This window comes from Amycolatopsis sp. ATCC 39116, assembly GCF_000231075.2.
In the GTDB taxonomy this organism is placed as follows: Bacteria; Actinomycetota; Actinomycetes; order Mycobacteriales; family Pseudonocardiaceae; genus Amycolatopsis_E; species Amycolatopsis_E tucumanensis.
Window position 1 is genome coordinate 137,416 of sequence record NZ_AFWY03000009.1, and the last position, 16,296, is coordinate 153,711.

Annotated in this window: 13 protein-coding genes; 7 read left to right on the forward strand and 6 right to left on the reverse strand. The window is 72.6% G+C overall.

Annotated features, from left to right (window positions below; translation table 11 throughout):
* Positions 1 to 8 precede the first annotated feature (8 nt).
* Positions 9 to 509, forward strand: coding sequence for a helix-turn-helix domain-containing protein (locus tag AMY39116_RS0313595; protein ID WP_020418192.1), 501 nt, complete (start codon positions 9 to 11; stop codon positions 507 to 509).
* Between the two features lie 106 nt (positions 510 to 615).
* Here the strand turns inward: AMY39116_RS0313595 and AMY39116_RS0313600 are convergent, their stop codons facing one another.
* Both AMY39116_RS0313600 and AMY39116_RS0313605 read right to left on the reverse strand, forming a co-directional pair.
* On the reverse strand, positions 616 to 1,992 hold the full coding sequence (locus AMY39116_RS0313600; protein WP_027931758.1) for a DEAD/DEAH box helicase: 1,377 nt from the start codon (positions 1,990 to 1,992) through the stop codon (positions 616 to 618).
* 214 nt (positions 1,993 to 2,206) lie between these two features.
* Positions 2,207 to 3,139: a serine protein kinase RIO gene (locus AMY39116_RS0313605; RefSeq protein WP_020418194.1), complete on the reverse strand. Its 933-nt coding sequence runs from the start codon at positions 3,137 to 3,139 to the stop codon at positions 2,207 to 2,209.
* 209 nt (positions 3,140 to 3,348) lie between these two features.
* Here AMY39116_RS0313605 and AMY39116_RS0313610 point away from each other — a divergent pair, with 209 nt between their 5' ends.
* The gene (locus AMY39116_RS0313610) at positions 3,349 to 4,434 is read left to right on the forward strand and encodes an FAD-binding oxidoreductase (protein WP_020418195.1); all 1,086 of its coding nucleotides are present in this window, start codon (positions 3,349 to 3,351) and stop codon (positions 4,432 to 4,434) included.
* Here the strand turns inward: AMY39116_RS0313610 and yaaA are convergent.
* Positions 4,421 to 5,152: a peroxide stress protein YaaA gene (gene yaaA / locus AMY39116_RS0313615; RefSeq protein ID WP_020418196.1), complete on the reverse strand. Its 732-nt coding sequence runs from the start codon at positions 5,150 to 5,152 to the stop codon at positions 4,421 to 4,423. The genes AMY39116_RS0313610 and yaaA overlap by 14 nt on opposite strands.
* Positions 5,153 to 5,221: 69 nt before the next feature.
* On the opposite strand from yaaA, the gene AMY39116_RS0313620 reads away from it, so the two are divergent.
* Positions 5,222 to 6,163 (forward strand): GNAT family N-acetyltransferase, encoded by a 942-nt coding sequence (locus tag AMY39116_RS0313620; protein WP_027935893.1) that lies wholly within the window; start codon positions 5,222 to 5,224, stop codon positions 6,161 to 6,163.
* A 57-nt stretch (positions 6,164 to 6,220) separates the two neighbouring features.
* Positions 6,221 to 7,396: an FAD-dependent monooxygenase gene (locus AMY39116_RS0313625; RefSeq protein ID WP_027935894.1), complete on the forward strand. Its 1,176-nt coding sequence runs from the start codon at positions 6,221 to 6,223 to the stop codon at positions 7,394 to 7,396.
* On the opposite strand, the gene AMY39116_RS0313630 is transcribed toward AMY39116_RS0313625, so the two are convergent.
* Positions 7,384 to 10,533, reverse strand: coding sequence for a BTAD domain-containing putative transcriptional regulator (locus AMY39116_RS0313630; RefSeq protein WP_020418199.1), 3,150 nt, complete (start codon positions 10,531 to 10,533; stop codon positions 7,384 to 7,386). The genes AMY39116_RS0313625 and AMY39116_RS0313630 overlap by 13 nt on opposite strands.
* A gap of 59 nt (positions 10,534 to 10,592) precedes the next feature.
* Here AMY39116_RS0313630 and AMY39116_RS0313635 point away from each other — a divergent pair, with 59 nt between their 5' ends.
* Positions 10,593 to 11,345 carry a PP2C family serine/threonine-protein phosphatase gene (locus AMY39116_RS0313635; protein ID WP_039791473.1) on the forward strand — a complete coding sequence of 251 codons (753 nt, stop codon included), beginning with the start codon at positions 10,593 to 10,595 and terminating at the stop codon, positions 11,343 to 11,345.
* A 1,156-nt stretch (positions 11,346 to 12,501) separates the two neighbouring features.
* On the forward strand, positions 12,502 to 13,014 hold the full coding sequence (locus AMY39116_RS45415) for a DUF2087 domain-containing protein (protein WP_027935896.1): 513 nt from the start codon (positions 12,502 to 12,504) through the stop codon (positions 13,012 to 13,014).
* Positions 13,015 to 13,321: 307 nt separating this feature from the next.
* Here the strand turns inward: AMY39116_RS45415 and AMY39116_RS0313645 are convergent, their stop codons facing one another.
* Positions 13,322 to 13,570 carry a S1 RNA-binding domain-containing protein gene (locus tag AMY39116_RS0313645; protein ID WP_020418202.1) on the reverse strand — a complete coding sequence of 83 codons (249 nt, stop codon included), beginning with the start codon at positions 13,568 to 13,570 and terminating at the stop codon, positions 13,322 to 13,324.
* 196 nt (positions 13,571 to 13,766) lie between these two features.
* Between AMY39116_RS0313645 and AMY39116_RS0313650 the strand changes: the two genes are divergently transcribed.
* On the forward strand, positions 13,767 to 15,584 hold the full coding sequence (locus AMY39116_RS0313650) for a glycoside hydrolase family 2 protein (RefSeq protein WP_020418203.1): 1,818 nt from the start codon (positions 13,767 to 13,769) through the stop codon (positions 15,582 to 15,584).
* A gap of 256 nt (positions 15,585 to 15,840) precedes the next feature.
* On the opposite strand, the gene AMY39116_RS0313655 is transcribed toward AMY39116_RS0313650, so the two are convergent.
* The gene (locus tag AMY39116_RS0313655; RefSeq protein WP_020418204.1) at positions 15,841 to 16,221 is read right to left on the reverse strand and encodes a peptidase inhibitor family I36 protein; all 381 of its coding nucleotides are present in this window, start codon (positions 16,219 to 16,221) and stop codon (positions 15,841 to 15,843) included.
* Positions 16,222 to 16,296 lie beyond the last annotated feature (75 nt).

Below are 16,296 nucleotides of genomic sequence, written 5' to 3' on the forward strand. Positions count from 1 at the left end.
AGAGTGGGATGACGGACGAACGCCGGTCGGGATGCCCGATCAACCTGTCGGTCGAGTTGCTGGGCGACAAGTGGTCGCTGGTCGTGATCCGGGACATGATGTTCGGCAACCTGCGGCACTTCCGGGAGTTGCTGCAGAACTCGCAGGAGGGGATCGCGTCGAACATCCTCGCTTCCCGGTTGCAGCGGCTGACCGAGCTGGGGCTGGTGTCCCGCGCCCCGGACCCGACGCACAAGCAGAAGGTGATCTACAGCCTGACGGAGCCGGCGATCCAGCTCGTGCCGGTGATGGCGCACCTGGGCGCGTGGGGGCGCAGGCACCTGCCGGTGACCCGCGAACTGGCCGTGCGGGCGGAGCTCCTGGAACGCGGTGGGCCCCAGCTGTGGGCCGAGTTCATGGACGAGCTGCGCGAACAGCACCTTGGCATCCCGCGCCCGCCAGGGCGGGAGTCGGTGTTCGTGAAACTGCGCACCGCCTACGAAGCGGCGCTCGCCGAGCAGAGCGCGTGACCCGCGCGCCGCGCCTGCACGCCGCGAGACTCACCGGGAAGGCCCGCTGAACGAAAGAACCGCCGCGACCCCGGGCTGGGATCGCGGCGGTTCTGCGTTCAGTACGTCAGCTGGCCGACGGCGTGCTGCGACGCGGGCCGCGGCCCGGACGTCCCTGCCGGTAGCCGCCACCGTGACCGCGGTCCCGGTCGCCGTAGCTGCCGCCCCGGCGCGGCCGCTGCGGCCCGCCGAAGCCACGCGAGCCGCCACCCCGGCGCGGGGCGGTGTCGCGCGGACGGTCGACCACCGGAACACCGCTCGGCTCGCGGGCGCCGGTGATGTCGGACAGCTTCGCGTCACCGGGCCGCACGACCAGCTGGTCGGCGCGCACGCCGGCCTTGTCGGTCATCCGGCGCACGGTGCGCCGCTGGTCCGGCGTGATCAGCGTGACCACGGTGCCCGACGCACCGGCGCGCGCGGTGCGGCCGGCGCGGTGCAGGTAGTCCTTGTGGTCCGCGGCCGGGTCGACGTGCAGCACCAGGCTGACGTCGTCGACGTGGATGCCGCGCGCCGCGACGTCCGTGGCGACCAGCACCGTGGTGTGGCCGTCGCGGAAGTCCTGCAGGACCCGGTTGCGCTGGCCCTGCGACTTGCCGCCGTGCAGCGCGCCCGCCCGCACACCGCGCTCACGCAGCCGGTCGGTCAACCGGTCCACGTGGTGCTTGGTGCGCACGAACATGATCGTGCGGCCCTCGCGGGCGCCGATCTCGGTGACCACCGACTGCTTCTCCTGGCGCGAGACCTGGAACACGTAGTGGTCCATGGTGTCGACGCTGGCCGTGGCCGGCGCGACCGAGTGCTCGACCGGGTCGTGCATGTACCGGTTGACCAGCTGCCCGACGTCGCCGTCCAGCGTCGCCGAGAACAGCAGCCGCTGGCCGTCCCGCGGGGTCAGGTCCAGGATCTCCCGGACCTGGGGCAGGAAGCCCATGTCCGCCATCTGGTCGGCCTCGTCGATGGCGATGAACTGGACCTCGCTGAGGTCCGCGGTGCCCTGCCGGACGTGGTCGGACAGACGGCCCGGCGTGGCGATCAGCAGGTCGACGCCGCGGTGCAGCGCGTCGGCCTGCCGGGGGAAGGCCATCCCGCCGACGGCGGTCCGGCACCACAGGCCCAGCGCGCGGGCCAGCGGGGTGAGCGCGTCGCTGACCTGGAGGGCCAGCTCACGCGTGGGAACGAGGACCAGGCTGCGGGGTTTCCGCGACCGGGCCTTCCCGCCCTCGAGGCGGGCCAGCAGGGCCAGCCCGAAGGCGAGGGTCTTCCCGGACCCGGTCTGCGCCCGGCCGAGCACGTCGCGCCCGGCGAGCGCGTCCGGCAGGGTCGCCGACTGGATCGGGAAGGGTGCGTCGATGCCGGCCTTGCGCAGAGCCCCGAGCAGGGGCTCCGGCAGGTTCAGGTCGGCGAACGACTGCACGGTGGAAGTGGACTCAAGGGTGATGCTCACGCACTGCCTCTCGGACGTGGTGGTACGTCGCAAGGGAGGCCCGGTGTGCCTGCGCGCAGGCAGGCTGAAGAACAAGTTCGGCGGGCTTTCACAAGGACGAACCCGGCGCGGCTGCGCCATCGGTGGTGTGTCCGCGTCCCATGAAGGGGGCGACCCGAATTCACGTCGCCCGGTTGCGGACTGTGATCAGAATACCTGAAGACCGTCGGGGACCTCACCTCAGCCCCGCCCGCTGCCGCAGGTCGAAAGCCAGGTCATCGGCCTCGACCTGCAGACCCCGCGCGGCAAACCACGCGGAGATGTTGTGGACGTCACGGGTGAGGTACTCCGCTCCTCTCGGATTCGCCACGACATCCACGACCTGGGGCAGGTCGATGAGCACGATCCGGCCCTCGTGGACGAGGATGTTGTAGGCGGACAGGTCTCCGTGCGCGAGCCCCTCCGACGCCAGTACGTCGAGCGCCCCGATCGTCTGGAACCACAGTTCGCGTAGTTCGTCCGGTTCGGGCCGCAGCTGTGCCAGGCGTGGCGCCGCTGTGCCGTCGGGCTCTCCGACGAACTCCAGCAGCAGTTCCGTGCCGTCCCGCTGCACCGGGTACGGCACCGGCGCGCCGATCGTCCACAATCGACTGAGCGCGGCGAACTCGGCGACCGCCCACTGCTCTGCGATGAGGTTGCGGCCGAACGAGGTGCGCTGCGCCATGGCCCGGTTCTCCCGGGACCGGCGCATGCGCCTGCCCTCGAGGTAGCCGGAGTCGCGGTGGAACTGGCGGTGCTCGCTTGATCGGTAACGCTTCGCGGCGAGCAGGCATTCCCGGCTGCGGTCGGGGAGCCCGCGGCGCAGCAGGTGCACCTCGGCCTCCTTGCCGGTCTTGAGGACACCCAGCTCGGTGTCCACGGCGGCCAGTTCGGTGACCAGCCAGGCCGGGTGCGGGCGCGGGCCGTGCTCGGCGCTGTCCCACGTCGAGTACCGGTCGGCGCCGCCGGGCACCGCCGGTTCGGCGTAGCTGTCGTCGCGCACGCGGGCGAGCCGCTGCCGTTCCTGTTCGGTCAGGCGGCCGCTGCGGACGGGGTTGATCTCGTCGTCGAACCGCGGGCGGCGACGACGTGAGCGTGGGGTGAAGTCTTCGAAATCGTGCTGACGCACTGGTGGGTCTCCAAGGCTGAGGGGCCCCACCGGCGCCGTTCGATCAGGCGGGTGGGGCGGGTGGACGGGCGGCGAAGGCACGGCCCAGCACAACGACGGACACAACGCACCTCCTTCACTCGCCACCGGGGCCCAGCACACCGGCGTTTCGCGTGATCATGCCCGCGGCGGCGCTGCGGCCGCAACCGAATTACCGGCAGACTGGCGGCATGCGCGTGATCGTGATCGGCTCCGGGATCGCCGGAGCGAGCACCGCCCACCAGCTCGCCCGCCGCGGCGCCGAGGTCGTGGTGGTCGAGGCAGGCCGTCCGGGAGTGGCGACGGCCGCGGGTGCGGGCATCGTGTGCCCGTGGACCAGCCGCCGCGGCGACGACGAGTACCGCTTCGCCGCCGCGGCCGCCGCCTACTACCCGGAGCTGGTCGCCCAGCTGGCCGAGGACGGCGCCGGTGACACCTCGTTCGAGGTGGTCGGCGGGATGGTGGTGTCGGCGGACCCGGCCGAACTCGACGAGGCGTTCGCCCGGGTGAGTGTGCGCGTGGCCGGGGAACCGGTGGCGGGCGAGGTCTCCCGGCTCGATCCGGCGCAGGCCCGCGAGCTGTTCCCCGCGCTCGCGCCCGATCTGGCCGCGGTGCACGTCTCCGGCGGCGGCCGCGTGGACGGGCGGCGGATGCGGCAGGCGCTGCTCGACGCCGCGGTGGCGCGCGGCGCCCGGATCGTCGAGGGCGCGGCGGAGCTGACCGGGCGCGGCGTCCGGGTCGCCGGGGACGAGCTGGACGCGGACAAGGTCGTCGTCGCGGCCGGGGCGTGGAGCAGCGAGCTGGTGCCGACGGTGTCCGTGGCGCCGCAGCGGGGCCAGATCAGCCACTTCGAACTGCCGGGCGCGGACACCGCGCGCTGGCCGGTGGTGCTGCCGGTGTCCAGCCACTACCTGCTGGCCTTCCCCGGCTCGCGGGTCGTCGCGGGCGCCACGCGGGAGACCGGCTCCGGCTTCGACCACCGCATCACCGCGGCCGGGCAGCGGGAGGTGCTGGACCACGCCCTGACCGTCGCGCCGGGCCTGGCCGACGCGACGCTGCTGGAAACCCGGATCGGCTTCCGGCCCGCCTCGCCGGACGGCCTGCCGCTGCTCGGGCCGCTGGCGGAGCGGCCGGACGTGCTGATCGCCACCGGGTTCGGCCCCGGCGGGCTCACCGCGGCGCCGTTCGCCGGACGTCTCGTCGCCTGCCTCGCGCTCGGCGAGGAGGTGCCGGTCGACCTCGCGCCCTACCGGCCGGAGCGGTTCACCGGTCGGTGATCAGCTCCAGCTCCTGCTCGCCGACCCGGTCCAGCGTGATGCCTGCCCGCTCGGCGGCGCCGATCAGGCCCTCCACAGTGGAGGGTTCACGGGTGGCGGTCGCCAGCGCGGCGGCGAGCTTTCCCTTGTAGGCCTTGTTGAAGTGGCTCACGGTCTTGCCGCTCGCGGTGACCACGCGCACCGTGATCGCACGCGGGATGCGGGCCAGCGCGGCGTAGGCGCCGGAGCGCAGGTCGACGATCAGACCGTCCACTTCGGCCAGTGCGGGCTCCAGGACCGGCCGCCACAGCGACCGCAGCGTGCCGAGCGCGGGCAGGGTGGTGCCCCCGGAGAGCCGGTAGGCCGGGATGCGGTCGTCGCCGCGGGCGATGCCGAACAGGGCGGAGGCGACGGCCAGCCTGCGGTCCGCCTTCGCCCGCGCGGCGGGACGGAGACCGCCGTAGTCGAGCGCGTCGTAGAGCACGCCGGTGTAGCGCTCCAGCGCGGGCAGGGTGGGCGCGCTCCAGAGCGCGGCGTTGCGCGCCACCTCGTCCTCCTGCCGCGCCGACAGACCCAGCACGTCCAGGCTCTCCCGAACGTTGCCGGCCAGCTCCACCAGCGCGTCGGCCAGCTTGCGCCGCAGCGGGTTCAGCTCGGCGAACGACAAGGCGTCGAGATCCAGCGGAGGGCCGTCCCCACCGGCGGCTTTGGTTTCCGAAGGAGGCAGCAGCACCAGCACGGCCAGCAGGGTAACCCGGGCGCGGAAAATCGCTGGGGACGGGCCAGCGGCTGTGCCTACGCTCGACCGATGACTGTGACCTGGCGCGCACTGCGGCTGGACGACGCCGAAGCGGTGACTGAGTTGTTCGCCGCAGGCGAGAAGGTGGAGCCCACGGGGGAGGAGCACAGCGTCGACGACATCAGGGAAAGCCTGGAGTCGCCGAACTCGCCGCTGCCCGAGGCGGGGGTCGCCGTGCTGGACGGCAACCGGTTGATCGCCTACGCGATGACGGCGCGACGGACCGCCGCCGATCCGGTGCACCAGATGCGGGTCGAATCGATGGTGCACCCGGACCACCGGACGGACGCCCTCGGCGCGGAGCTGCTCCGCTGGTACGAGGAGGCGAGTTCCGAACTTCACCGGAAAGTGTTCCCGGGAGCGCCGCTGGAACTGCACGCCATGGCGCACGACAACCAGCGGTGGTACGCGTCGGTGCTGCGCCGCGGCGGCTACGAGCACGTGCGCACCTTCCTCGACATGACGGCGGACCTGTCGGCCCTGCCGTCCGTGGAGTCCACGGTCGAGCCGGTCCGGTATGAGCCGCGGCACGAGGAGGCCACCCGGCTCGCCCTCAACGAGGCGTTCGGCGAGCACTTCGGCAGCGCGCCGCTGACGCCCGAGGTGTTCCGGCACCGCGTCACCGGCAGCGCGGGGTTCCGGCCGGAGCTGTCGTTCCTGACCCTCGACGGCGACCGGGTGACGGCGCTGGTGCTGTGCGTGGAACGCGGCGTGGCGGACGGCGAGGTGGTCGTCGAGTACGTCGGCACCCTGCCGGAGGCACGGGGCCGCGGAGCGGCGAAGAGCCTGGTGGCGCGGGTGTTGCGGGAGGCCCGCGAGCGTGGCTACCGGCGGGCGGTGCTCGGTGTGGACGGCGAGAACCCGACCGGCGCGCAGCGGGTGTACGAGCGGTGCGGCTTCGTGGTGACCGGTCACTGGCACGTGCACGCGCGCCTGGTCAGCGGACGGTAAGCCGCCGGTCAGCGCTCCTGGCGAAGCTCGGGTCAACCGAGTTCGAGGAGTGCTTCGATGAGTAAGACTGTGCTGATCTCCGGCGCGAGCATCGCCGGCCCGTCCACCGCGTTCTGGCTGAACCGCCTTGGCTACGCGACGACCGTGGTCGAGCGGGCGCCCGCTCTGCGGGAGGGCGGGCAGGCCGTCGACTTCCGCGGCGAGCAGGTGGCGGTGCTGCGGCGGATGGGGTTGTTGGAGGAGATCCGCGCGCACCAGACGTCGATGGGGGAGCAGCACATCCTGGACGCGTCCGGGAAGCGCGTGGCGAGCCTGCCGGCGTCAATGATCAGCGGTGAGGTCGAGATCCAGCGCGGCGACCTGAGCCGAGTGCTGTACGAGGCGACGAAGGACCGCACGGAGTACGTCTTCGGCGACTGGATCACGTCGCTGACGGAGACCGGTTCGGGTGTCGAGGTGACGTTCGCCCACGGCGCCCCGCGGACCGTGGACCTGGTGATCGGCGCCGACGGGCTGCACTCGGGCGTGCGGGCGCTGGCGTTCGGGCCGGAGTCGCGGTTCCGCACCGAGATGGGGTACGCGTGCGCGGGGTTCAGCGCGCCGAACCACCTGCGGCTGGACCACACCGGGCTCATCTACAACGTGCTCGGCCGCGGCGTGACGTACGCCGCGCAGGACCCGGACGGCCCCGCGAGCATCGGTTTCGTCTTCGCCGCCGACGGCCTGACCTACGACCGCAAGGACGAGGACCAGGTGAAGCGTTTGATCGCGGAGGTGTACGACGGCGTCGGCTGGGAGGTCCCGCGCCTGCTGGAGGGCCTGCGCGACGCCGACGACCTGTACTTCGACGAGCTGGCGCACATGTACCTGCCGCGCTACACCAGCGGCCGGGTCGCGCTGGTCGGCGACGCGGGCTGGGGCGTGGGGCCTGGCGGTGGCGGCACGGGCCTGGCGATGATGGCGGCGTACGTGCTGGCGGGCGAGCTGGCCGCCGCGGGCGGGGACCACGCGGTGGCGTTCGAGCGGTACGAGTCGGAGGTCCGCCCGGCCGCCGAGGCGGGCGCGAAGCAGGCGAAGGGCACCGGTCCGTTCCTGGCGCCCCGCACCGCGCGTGGTCTGTGGCTGCGGAACCAGTCGCACCGGATGCTGACGACCCGCGTGTTCTCCGGGGTGTTCGACAAGATGACCCTGAAGGCGGCGAACACATTGAAGCTGAAGGACTACGGGATCTGAGGCTCCCGGGAGCCGAGGGTTTCGGCGATCTCCTCGAAGGACATGGCGGCGCCGCGGTCGTAGGCGGCTGCGAAGGCGTCGGCGCCCAGCAGCTTCTGGCAGCCGGCCGCCACCGCCGCCACGTCCTGGTCGTGCGGCCTGGCGGCGCTGCGCAGCGCCACCGCCATCCCCAGCTGCTCGGCCGCCCGCTCGGGGTCGCCGTCGAGCAGGGTCATCCCCGCCTGGCCCTCCAGCGCGTCCGCGATGTCGGTCCGGAAGTGCTGCGCCAGCGTGATGTCCAGCGCCTGCCGGTGTCGCGCCCGCGCCTCCGCCCAGTCGCCCGTCGCCTCGGCGAGCCTGCCCATCGCGGTAAGGGTCCGGGCGCTCGCCGCGTCGCTCTGCCAGTCCGTGCCCAGCGTGGCCAGTGCCCGCTCGAAGTGCGCCCTGGCCTGCGCGAAGTCCCCGCGACGCCGGGCCAGCTCGCCGAACCCGCGCTCGGTGAGGCCGAGCAGGGTCGAGGCGCCCGCGCGCCGCGCGAGGTCCGCCGCGTGGCGGTGACCGGTTTCGGCGTCGGTCAGGTCGCCGTCGCGCAGCAACCGGTCCGCCCGCCGCGCCCACAGCTCGGCCAGCTCCTCCGTCGCGTTGAGCTGCCCGAGCAGGTCCATCGCCTCGTCGACGAGCGCCGCGGACCGGTCCCGGTCACCCCGCAGGTCCGCGAGCTCGGCGAGCCCGTCGAGCACCTGCGCGGTGCCCCACCGGTCGCCGATCCGCCGGAACAGCTCGAGCGATCTGGCGAAGGCCTCTTCGGCGCCCGCACTGTCACCGTTGAACAGGCGCAGGTAACTCGTCGAGAAGTGCACCAGCGCCTGGAACCACGGATCGTCGTCGTCGACCATGGCCTGTTCCAGCTCGTTCGGCCGCCGCGCCGGGCTCGGCGGGCCGGCGAACAGCGCCCAGTAGACGAGCAGGTACGGCTGCCGCAGCGGCCACGGCAGCGACGGCACGATCGAATCGACCCGCCGCAGGTGTTCGTCGAGACCGGGTGGTTCGGCGGGCGCGGCGTTGAGCACGCACAGCACGTACTCCTCCGCCAGGTCGGTGGGTGGTTCCGGGCCGAGGTTGACCAGCAGCCGCGCGGCGAGCGGCGCGATTTCCGTGCGCACGCCCTGCAGGCGCCAGTACGAGGACAACGCGCCGACGAGCCGCAGCGCCAGCGCGGTGTCCGACTCGACCGCCCAGCGCAGTGCGGCGTGCAGGTTCGCCCGCTCGGCGGTCAGGCGGGCGAGCCACTCGATCTGCTCGGTGCGGCGCAGGTGCGGGTCGGCGGTCTGGGCGAGGGCGAGGAAGTGCCCGGCGTGCGCCCTGGCCACCGCGTCCCGTTCGCCGGATTCGTCCAGCCGCTCGGCGCTGAACGCCCGGATCGTCTCCAGCATCCGGTAGCGCTCACCGGAGAACTCGATGAGCGACTTGTCGACAAGGCTGTCGAGGAGGTCTTCGGTGTCCGGTTCGGACAGTCCGCACACGCTCGCGACCGCGTCCACCGTCGCCCCGCCGGCGAAGATCGCGAAGCGGCGCACCAGGTTCTGTTCGTCCGGCGTGAGGAGGTCCCAGCTCCAGCCGACGACGGCACGCAGCGTCTGGTGCCGGGGCGCGGCGGTGCGGCTGCCCTTGGACAGCAGGCGGAACCGGTCGTCGAGGCGGGCTTCGAGCTGGTCCAGCGGCAGGGTCCGCAGGCGCGCCGCGGCGAGTTCGATGGCCAGTGGCAGTCCGTCGAGCGCCTCGCAGATCCGCCGCACCCGCTCGGCCGAGTCGTCGTCGAGGCGGAACCCGGGCCGCACGGCGGCGGCGCGTTCGGTGAACAGCCGCACCGACTCGTAGCCGGTGGCCTCGGCCGCGCCGCTGCCGTGCGGCGGGGACGCGAGCGGCGGCACCGCGCACAGCGCCTCGCCGGTGATTCCGAGTGGTTCGCGGCTGGTGGCGAGCACCCGCAGCCCGGGGCTCGACGAGAGGAGCCGGTGGACGAGCTTCGCGGCGTCGGCGATCACGTGCTCGCAGTTGTCGAGGATCAGCAGCAGGCGCCGGTCGGTGAGCGCGACCTCGATGCGCCCGACCGGGTCCGGCGGGGCGCCGCCGGTGGGGAACAGGCCGGTCTCCCGCAGGCCGAGCGCGGTGAGGACGGCCTGGGCGACGTCGGCGCCGCTGGTGACGGGGGACAGGTCCACGAAGCACACTTCGCCGTCGGCACGGCCACCGGCCTCGATGGACAGACGGGTCTTGCCCGCGCCACCGGGGCCGGTCAGGGTGACCAGGCGCCCGGCCTCGAGCAGGCCCGCGATGCGGGCCAGTTCTGGTTCGCGGCCGATGAAAGTGGTGAGCTGGGCGGGGATCTTCGGCGGTTCGGGCGGCGGCTCGGCGCGCAGCACGGCGAGGTGCGCGGCGGCGAGTTCCGGGGACGGGTCGGCGCCGAGTTCGTCGGCGAGCACGCGTCGGGCGTCGGCGAAGACGGTGAGCGCCTCGGCTTGGCGGCCGTTGGCGGCGAGCGCGCGCATGAGCAGGACGCGGGGCCGTTCCCGCAGGGGGTGCGCGGCGCACAGCTCGGTGAGTTCGCCGATCACCGCGCGGGATTCGCCGATGGCGAGGTCGGCTTCGGCGCGGTCCTCGACGGCGGCGACGCGCAACTCGTCGAGGCGCGCGGCCTGTGCTTCGGCGAAGGGGGCGTCGCGCACGTCCGCGAGGGCCGGGCCGCGCCAGAGGTCCAGGGCTTCGCGTAGCAGCTTCGCGGCGCGGGCGTGCTCGTTGGTGGTGAGGGCTTGGCGCCCGTCGCGGGCGAGGCGGGTGAAGCGGTGGAGGTCGACCTGGTCCGGTTCGACCGCGAGGCGGTAGCCGGCGGGGTGGGATTCGATGCGGGCCTGGTCGCCGAGTTTGCGGCGGAGGCGGGACACCTGGGCCTGCAGGGCGTTGGCCGCGTCGCCCGGCGGGTGGTCGCCGTAGAGGCCGTCGACGAGCCGGTCCGTGCCGACGACGCGACCGGCGTCGAGCAGCAGGAGCGCGAGGAGGGACCGGGGCCGTGGCCCGCCGAGGGGCACCGGGTCGCCGGCCGCGGAGCGCGCCTCGACAGGACCCAGGACGGCGAACCACACCCCGCGATTGTGGCGCATGGCGCGCCGGACGGGGTGAGGCTGTGCCGCGGTTCGCGGGCCGCTGCTTTACTTCACTCATGGAACCTGGGCCGCTGACGATTTCCTACGCCGTGGCTTCCGACGTCGGGCAGCGACGCGAAGCGAACGAGGACTCGGTCTACACCAGTCCGCGTCTGCTCGCCGTCGCCGACGGGATGGGGGGTCACGTCGCCGGTGAGGTCGCCAGTTCGGGCGCGGTCGCCGCGATCGCCGCCCTGGACGAGCGCCTCGAGGCGGAGTCCGCGAAGGCCGACGTGGAGGCGCTGGCGACCGCCGTGGCCGACGCCGGTGCCCGCTTGCGGGCCCAGGTCGAGGAGGACAGCCGGCTGCAGGGCATGGGCACCACGCTGACGGTGCTCGCCTGGGACGGCACGTCGTTCGCGGTGGCCCACGTCGGGGACTCGCGGGCGTACCGGCTGCGCGAGGGCGAGCTGGCGCAGGTGACGCGCGATCACACGGTGGTGCAGGAGCTGGTGGACCAGGGCCGGATCTCGCCGGAGCTGGCGATGAGCCACCCGCAGCGTTCGGTGCTGACGAGGGCGCTCCAGAGCGCCGGCGAGCCCGAGCCGGACCTCTTCGTGATGGACGCCAGGCCCGGCGACAGGTACCTCATCTGCTCCGACGGCCTCTCCGACGTCGCGACGCCGGAGCAGCTGACGGAGGTGCTGACGACAGTGCCGACCCCCGAGGAGGCCGTCCAGAGGCTCGTGGAGCTGGCCAACGCGGGCGGCGGACCGGACAACATCAGCTGCATCGTGGCCGACGTGGCGGAGGCGAACGCGGCCGACTGAGGCCGACGCGGGCGGCGTGGCCGGCTGAGGCTGGCATGGCCGGCTCGGTCCGGCGTGGCCAGCTGAGGCCGACCTATCCGATGCGGGCGGCATGGCCGGCTGAGGCCGACGTCTCCGACGCCGGCGGCGTGGCCAGCTGAGGCCGCTGCTCGGTCCGGCGTCGCTGGTCGGGCTGGCGTGGCTGGCTCGGGTAGGGGTCGCGGACGCGGTCGGCTGAGGCCGACGTGGCTAACTGGGGCCGGGGTGGCTTGGTTGGGTCGGCGTGGCTGGCTCGGGCAGGCGTCGCGGACGCGGTCCGGCTGCGGCCGGCTGAGGCCGACGTGGCTAACTGGGGTCGGCGTGGCTTGATTGGGCCGACGTGGCTGGCTCGGTCCCGTGTGGCGAACGCGGACGCGGCCGGCTGAGGCCGACGTGACGCGGGCGGCGTGGCTGGCTCGGTCCGCTGTGACTGGCTGGGGCCGGTGTGGCGGTCATGGACGCGGCCGGCTGACGCCGACATGTCGGACGCGGCGGCATGGCCGGCTGAGGCCGGCGTGGCTGGCTCGGCAGGCGTGGTGACGCAGACGCGACCGGCTGACGTGGTCGGCTAGGACTGGCGTAGTCGGTTAGGGCTGATGGGGCTGGCGCGGCTGGCTAGGGCCGATGGGCCGACCCGGCTGAGGTGGTCGGTTAGGGCTGACACGGTCGGCTGGGACTGATGGGGCTGGCGCGGCTGGCTAGGGCCGATGGGCCGACCCGGCTGAGGTGGTCGGTTAGGGCTGACACGGTCGGTTGGGACTGATGCGGCTGATGCGGCTGGCTAGGGCCGATGGGCCCGATGGGGGCTAGTCGCTCGGGTCGGCCGGCGCGCCGGCGAAGGCTGGTCAGGCCTGCGGAGTCGCGCGCCGGTGGAGGGCTGTTCCAGCGGGCGGCGGCTGCGCGCGCCGGCTGAGGCTGGTCGCGCGCTCTGCGAACGCCGCTGGTTCTTCCACCCGGGCGGCGGCCCGCCTTCCGGCGGGTGTGCCCTCCGAGGTGGGCTTCGCCGCCCGGCGGCGACGCGCACCCTTGGTGGGGTGCGCTACCTCGTGGTGGGCGTGCCCGGTCGGCCCGGCGGCGTACCGGTTCGGATCTTGAAAACTGGTTCGCGGGGGCGTCGGCCGCGGGTACGGTCTGGGCCATGGCCTCACCGGAAGCGCTGGTCTCCGCGCTGGCGGACCCTGAACGCCTGATGCTCTTCGCCCGAATCTGCACTTCGCCCGACGGGTTACCGGTGGCAGGGGATCGGCATACCGCGAAACTTGCGAAGCGCCTCGTTTCGGCTGGGATCGTCACCGTTGACGGGGATCGGTACCAGGCAGTGCCGCAAGCGTTCCGCGACTCGCTCGCCAAGCCGCCGAGCGATCCGCTCGAAGCGTTGTTCAGCCGCGGCCGGCTCACCACCATTCCTCGTCCTGGCAAGCTTCGCCAGGCCCTGCTCGAGAAACTCGCCGAGCAGTTCGAGCCCGGCCGGGTCTACACCGAGCCGGAGGTCCGCGCGAAGCTCGCCGCGATCTACGAGGACCATGCCGCGCTTCGCCGCTACCTCGTCGACGCCGGGCTCCTCCAGCGCAGCAACAACGGACGCGCATACGGCCGCCCCGCCGAAGCCCGGCCCGACTCCGAGAACGACGGCCGTCGCGTTCACGTCTGAGCGGCTCGGCCATAACGAACGCCGGCTTAAGCCGCTGACCCGGCGAGTTTGGCGTTGTGGTTTGCCCACAACTGACCGTGGCCGCGCACGGCTCGGCTCCAGGTGCACGTCGGCGCGGCTGCTCGGCCCCGAGGTGGACCTCGGCGCGGCTGCTCGATCGGGTCGGCGCGGTCCGGCCGCCCCGGCAGCGCGCGGCGCGACAGGGCCGAAACGGCGGCGTCCCAGGGCTGGTGCTCGTCGCTAGGCTGTGGAGAGTGCGGGGGCAGCGCCATTCTGCCCCCGGACCCTGTCGATCACACCGTGTCAATCACGCAGGAACCACGCTCACGCGCCGGTTCTCGACGTCGAGGCTCGCGATGCGGACATCGACCCGTTCACCGGCTTTCGCTTCCGCGGTCCAGGCGGGTCGGGACAGCAGCCCGGGAACGCCCGGCGGCAGTTCGACGAAGGCGCCGAACGGAACCACTCGCGTCACGGTCGCGGCGATGACTCCGCCGTCCGCGTGCTGGGCGAGGAAATCGCGCCACACGGCCTGCGAGACCTGGTACTGGGACATGTGATCACCTCCTTTCGCGTCGTCCCAGAGAAGGGGAGAGCGCAGGAGGTGGCGGGCCACGGGCCCGCCGGGTGATCACGGCGCGGCCGGGAGTCCTGTCTGTGCGCGGCGCAAGGCCGACCCGGCAGTCACGGCGTCGAAGTTAACAGCTCACGGTGCCATGCTCAACAGTCCTTCCTGTCGTAGGGTTTCCGGCATGATCGCCGCCGACCCGGACCGACTTTGCCCACGACCACAACTCGTCCGGTCCGAGTGGTTCGACCTGGACGGCGCCTGGGGCTTCGCCTTCGACGACGACGATCGCGGCCTCGCCGACCACTGGTTCACCGCCACCGAGCCGTTCGACCGGACGATCACCGTCCCGTATCCGCCGGAGTCGGAACTCTCCGGCGTGCACGCGACTGAACCGCACACCGTGGTCTGGTACCGGCGTGAGTTCGACGCCCCGCCGATCCCCGACGGCCACCGGCTCGTCCTGCACTTCGCCGCCGTGGACTACGCGGCGTCGGTGTGGATCAACGGAATCCACCTCGGCAGCCACGAAGGCGGGCAGACGCCGTTCTCCTTCGACATCACCGCGGCTCTGCGGCCCCACGGTCCGCAAGTGATCGTCCTGCGCGCGGAAGACCGCCCGGACGAAGGCACCCAGCCCAGGGGCAAGCAGGACTGGCACCCGGAGCCGCACGACATCTGGTACCACCGCACCACGGGGATCTGGCAGCCGGTGTGGGCGGAGGTCGTCCCGGCACTCCACCTTCGCGAACTGCACTGGACTCCCGAACTCACCCGCGCATCGGTCTCTTGTGAGGGCGAGCTTTCCGCGACGCCCGGCGAAGCGGTGACGATCCGCGTGGTGCTGCGGCACGGCGACGAGATCCTTGCCGAGCAGTCCGTGCGCGTCGACCGGCGGCGGTTCCGGTTCGACATCGCCGTGCCCGCGCTGCGGCACGGTCAGGATCGGTCCCGCCTGCTGTGGTCGCCGGAGAACCCGGTGCTCGTCGATGCGTCGGTCGAACTGCACGCCGCGGAAGTGCCGTCCGACACGGTGAGCAGCTACCTGGGTCTGCGCGAGGTCGGCGTGGCCGACGGCCGCTTCCTCCTCAACCACCTCCCTTACTACCCGCGAATGGTCCTGGAACAGGGCTATTGGCCGCAGTCGCACCTGGCCGCGCCGGACTCGGTCGCACTCCGCCGGGAGGTCGAGCTCATCAAGGAACTCGGCTTCACCGGCGTCCGCGTGCACCAAAAGGCCGAGGATCCGCGGTTCCTCTTCTGGTGCGACAAGCTCGGCCTGCTCGTCTGGGGCGAGACCGCGAACGCCTACGAGTTCGCGCCCGAAGCCGTCGAGCGGCTCACCCGGGAGTGGCTGGAGATCCTGCGCCGGGACCGCAGCCACCCCTGCATCGTGACCTGGGTGCCGATCAACGAGAGCTGGGGCGTTCCCGACGTCGCCACGGCACCCGGGCAAACCCACTTCGTGCGCTCGATCTACCACCTCACCAAGAGCATCGACCCCAGCCGCCCGGTCATCGGCAACGACGGCTGGGAAATCCCGGAAGCCGACATCATCGGCGTGCACGACTACGCCCCGACCGGTGAGGCACTGTCCACACGGTACGGTGCCGAATTGCGCCGTGCCCTGTCCGACGGCCGGCCCGGTGGTCGCCGCCTCCTGCTCGACGACACCACGACGGACCGCCCCGTCATGCTGACCGAGTTCGGTGGCCTCTCCCACGTTCCCGCCGAGGACGAGAAGTGGTTCGGCTACTCGACGGTGACCGACGACGAGGAGCTGGCCGCCCGGCTGGACCAGCTCGTCACCGCGGTCCTCTCGTCGCCGGACCTCGCCGGCTTCTGCTACACCCAGCTGACCGACACCGAGCAGGAACGCAACGGCCTGCTCACCGCCGGACGCGTGCCCAAGATCGATCCGGCCCGGGTACGAGCCATCCTCACTCGCCCTGCCGCGGCCGTGCCCCCGGAAGAACTGAACCCCTACCGGGAGCGCAGCTGACAGCCGGGACCTTCGAGTGGTGTCACCATCCCGGTCTTGTGTTGCCGACGATCTTCGGCACCAAGCGGGAGCGCGAGACCACGGCTGGTACCTCGGCCCGTGGGCGAGAACGTCCAGTGGTGACCCGCGGGCGCGCCGTGTGCCCGCGACGCGCCCGCGGGCGGGAACCGCGGGGAAGCGGTTCCCGGACCGCCGCCAGCCCGGACTCACGTCCCCAGGAGCGGGCGAACGGCGATCTCGTCTGCGGCGGCGCGGCCTAGTAGTCCCAGATCTGGATCGCCCGCACGACGAACGGCGCGTGTGGCACGAACGTCCCGCCACCCGGGTACGTGGTGAAGTCGCCTTCGGTGGAGCAGTCCTCGCCCTGGTACACCGTCACGTCGCGGTCCAGCCGGTTCACGAACGACCGCGCGTCACCGCTGAGCGGGATGCATTCGCCGGGATTGGCCGTGCGGAGGTCGAGGAACTGCACCGACCCGCCGTAGAACTCCTCGGACCACGCGCAGAACTCGCCCTGCTCGCAGCCGTACCCGACCGGCGGCGCGGTCTCGGCCTCGGCGACGCCGCCCGCGGTCAACAGTCCCAGCGCGGCCAGGACGAGCGCCTTCGGCAGATACGCGCGAAAATTCCCGAACATTTCTCATCTCCCCTGTGAGTCGGTCTCCGCGGTGCGCGGTTCCGGACTCCACAATGGCCGGTGGGAGAAGGGCTG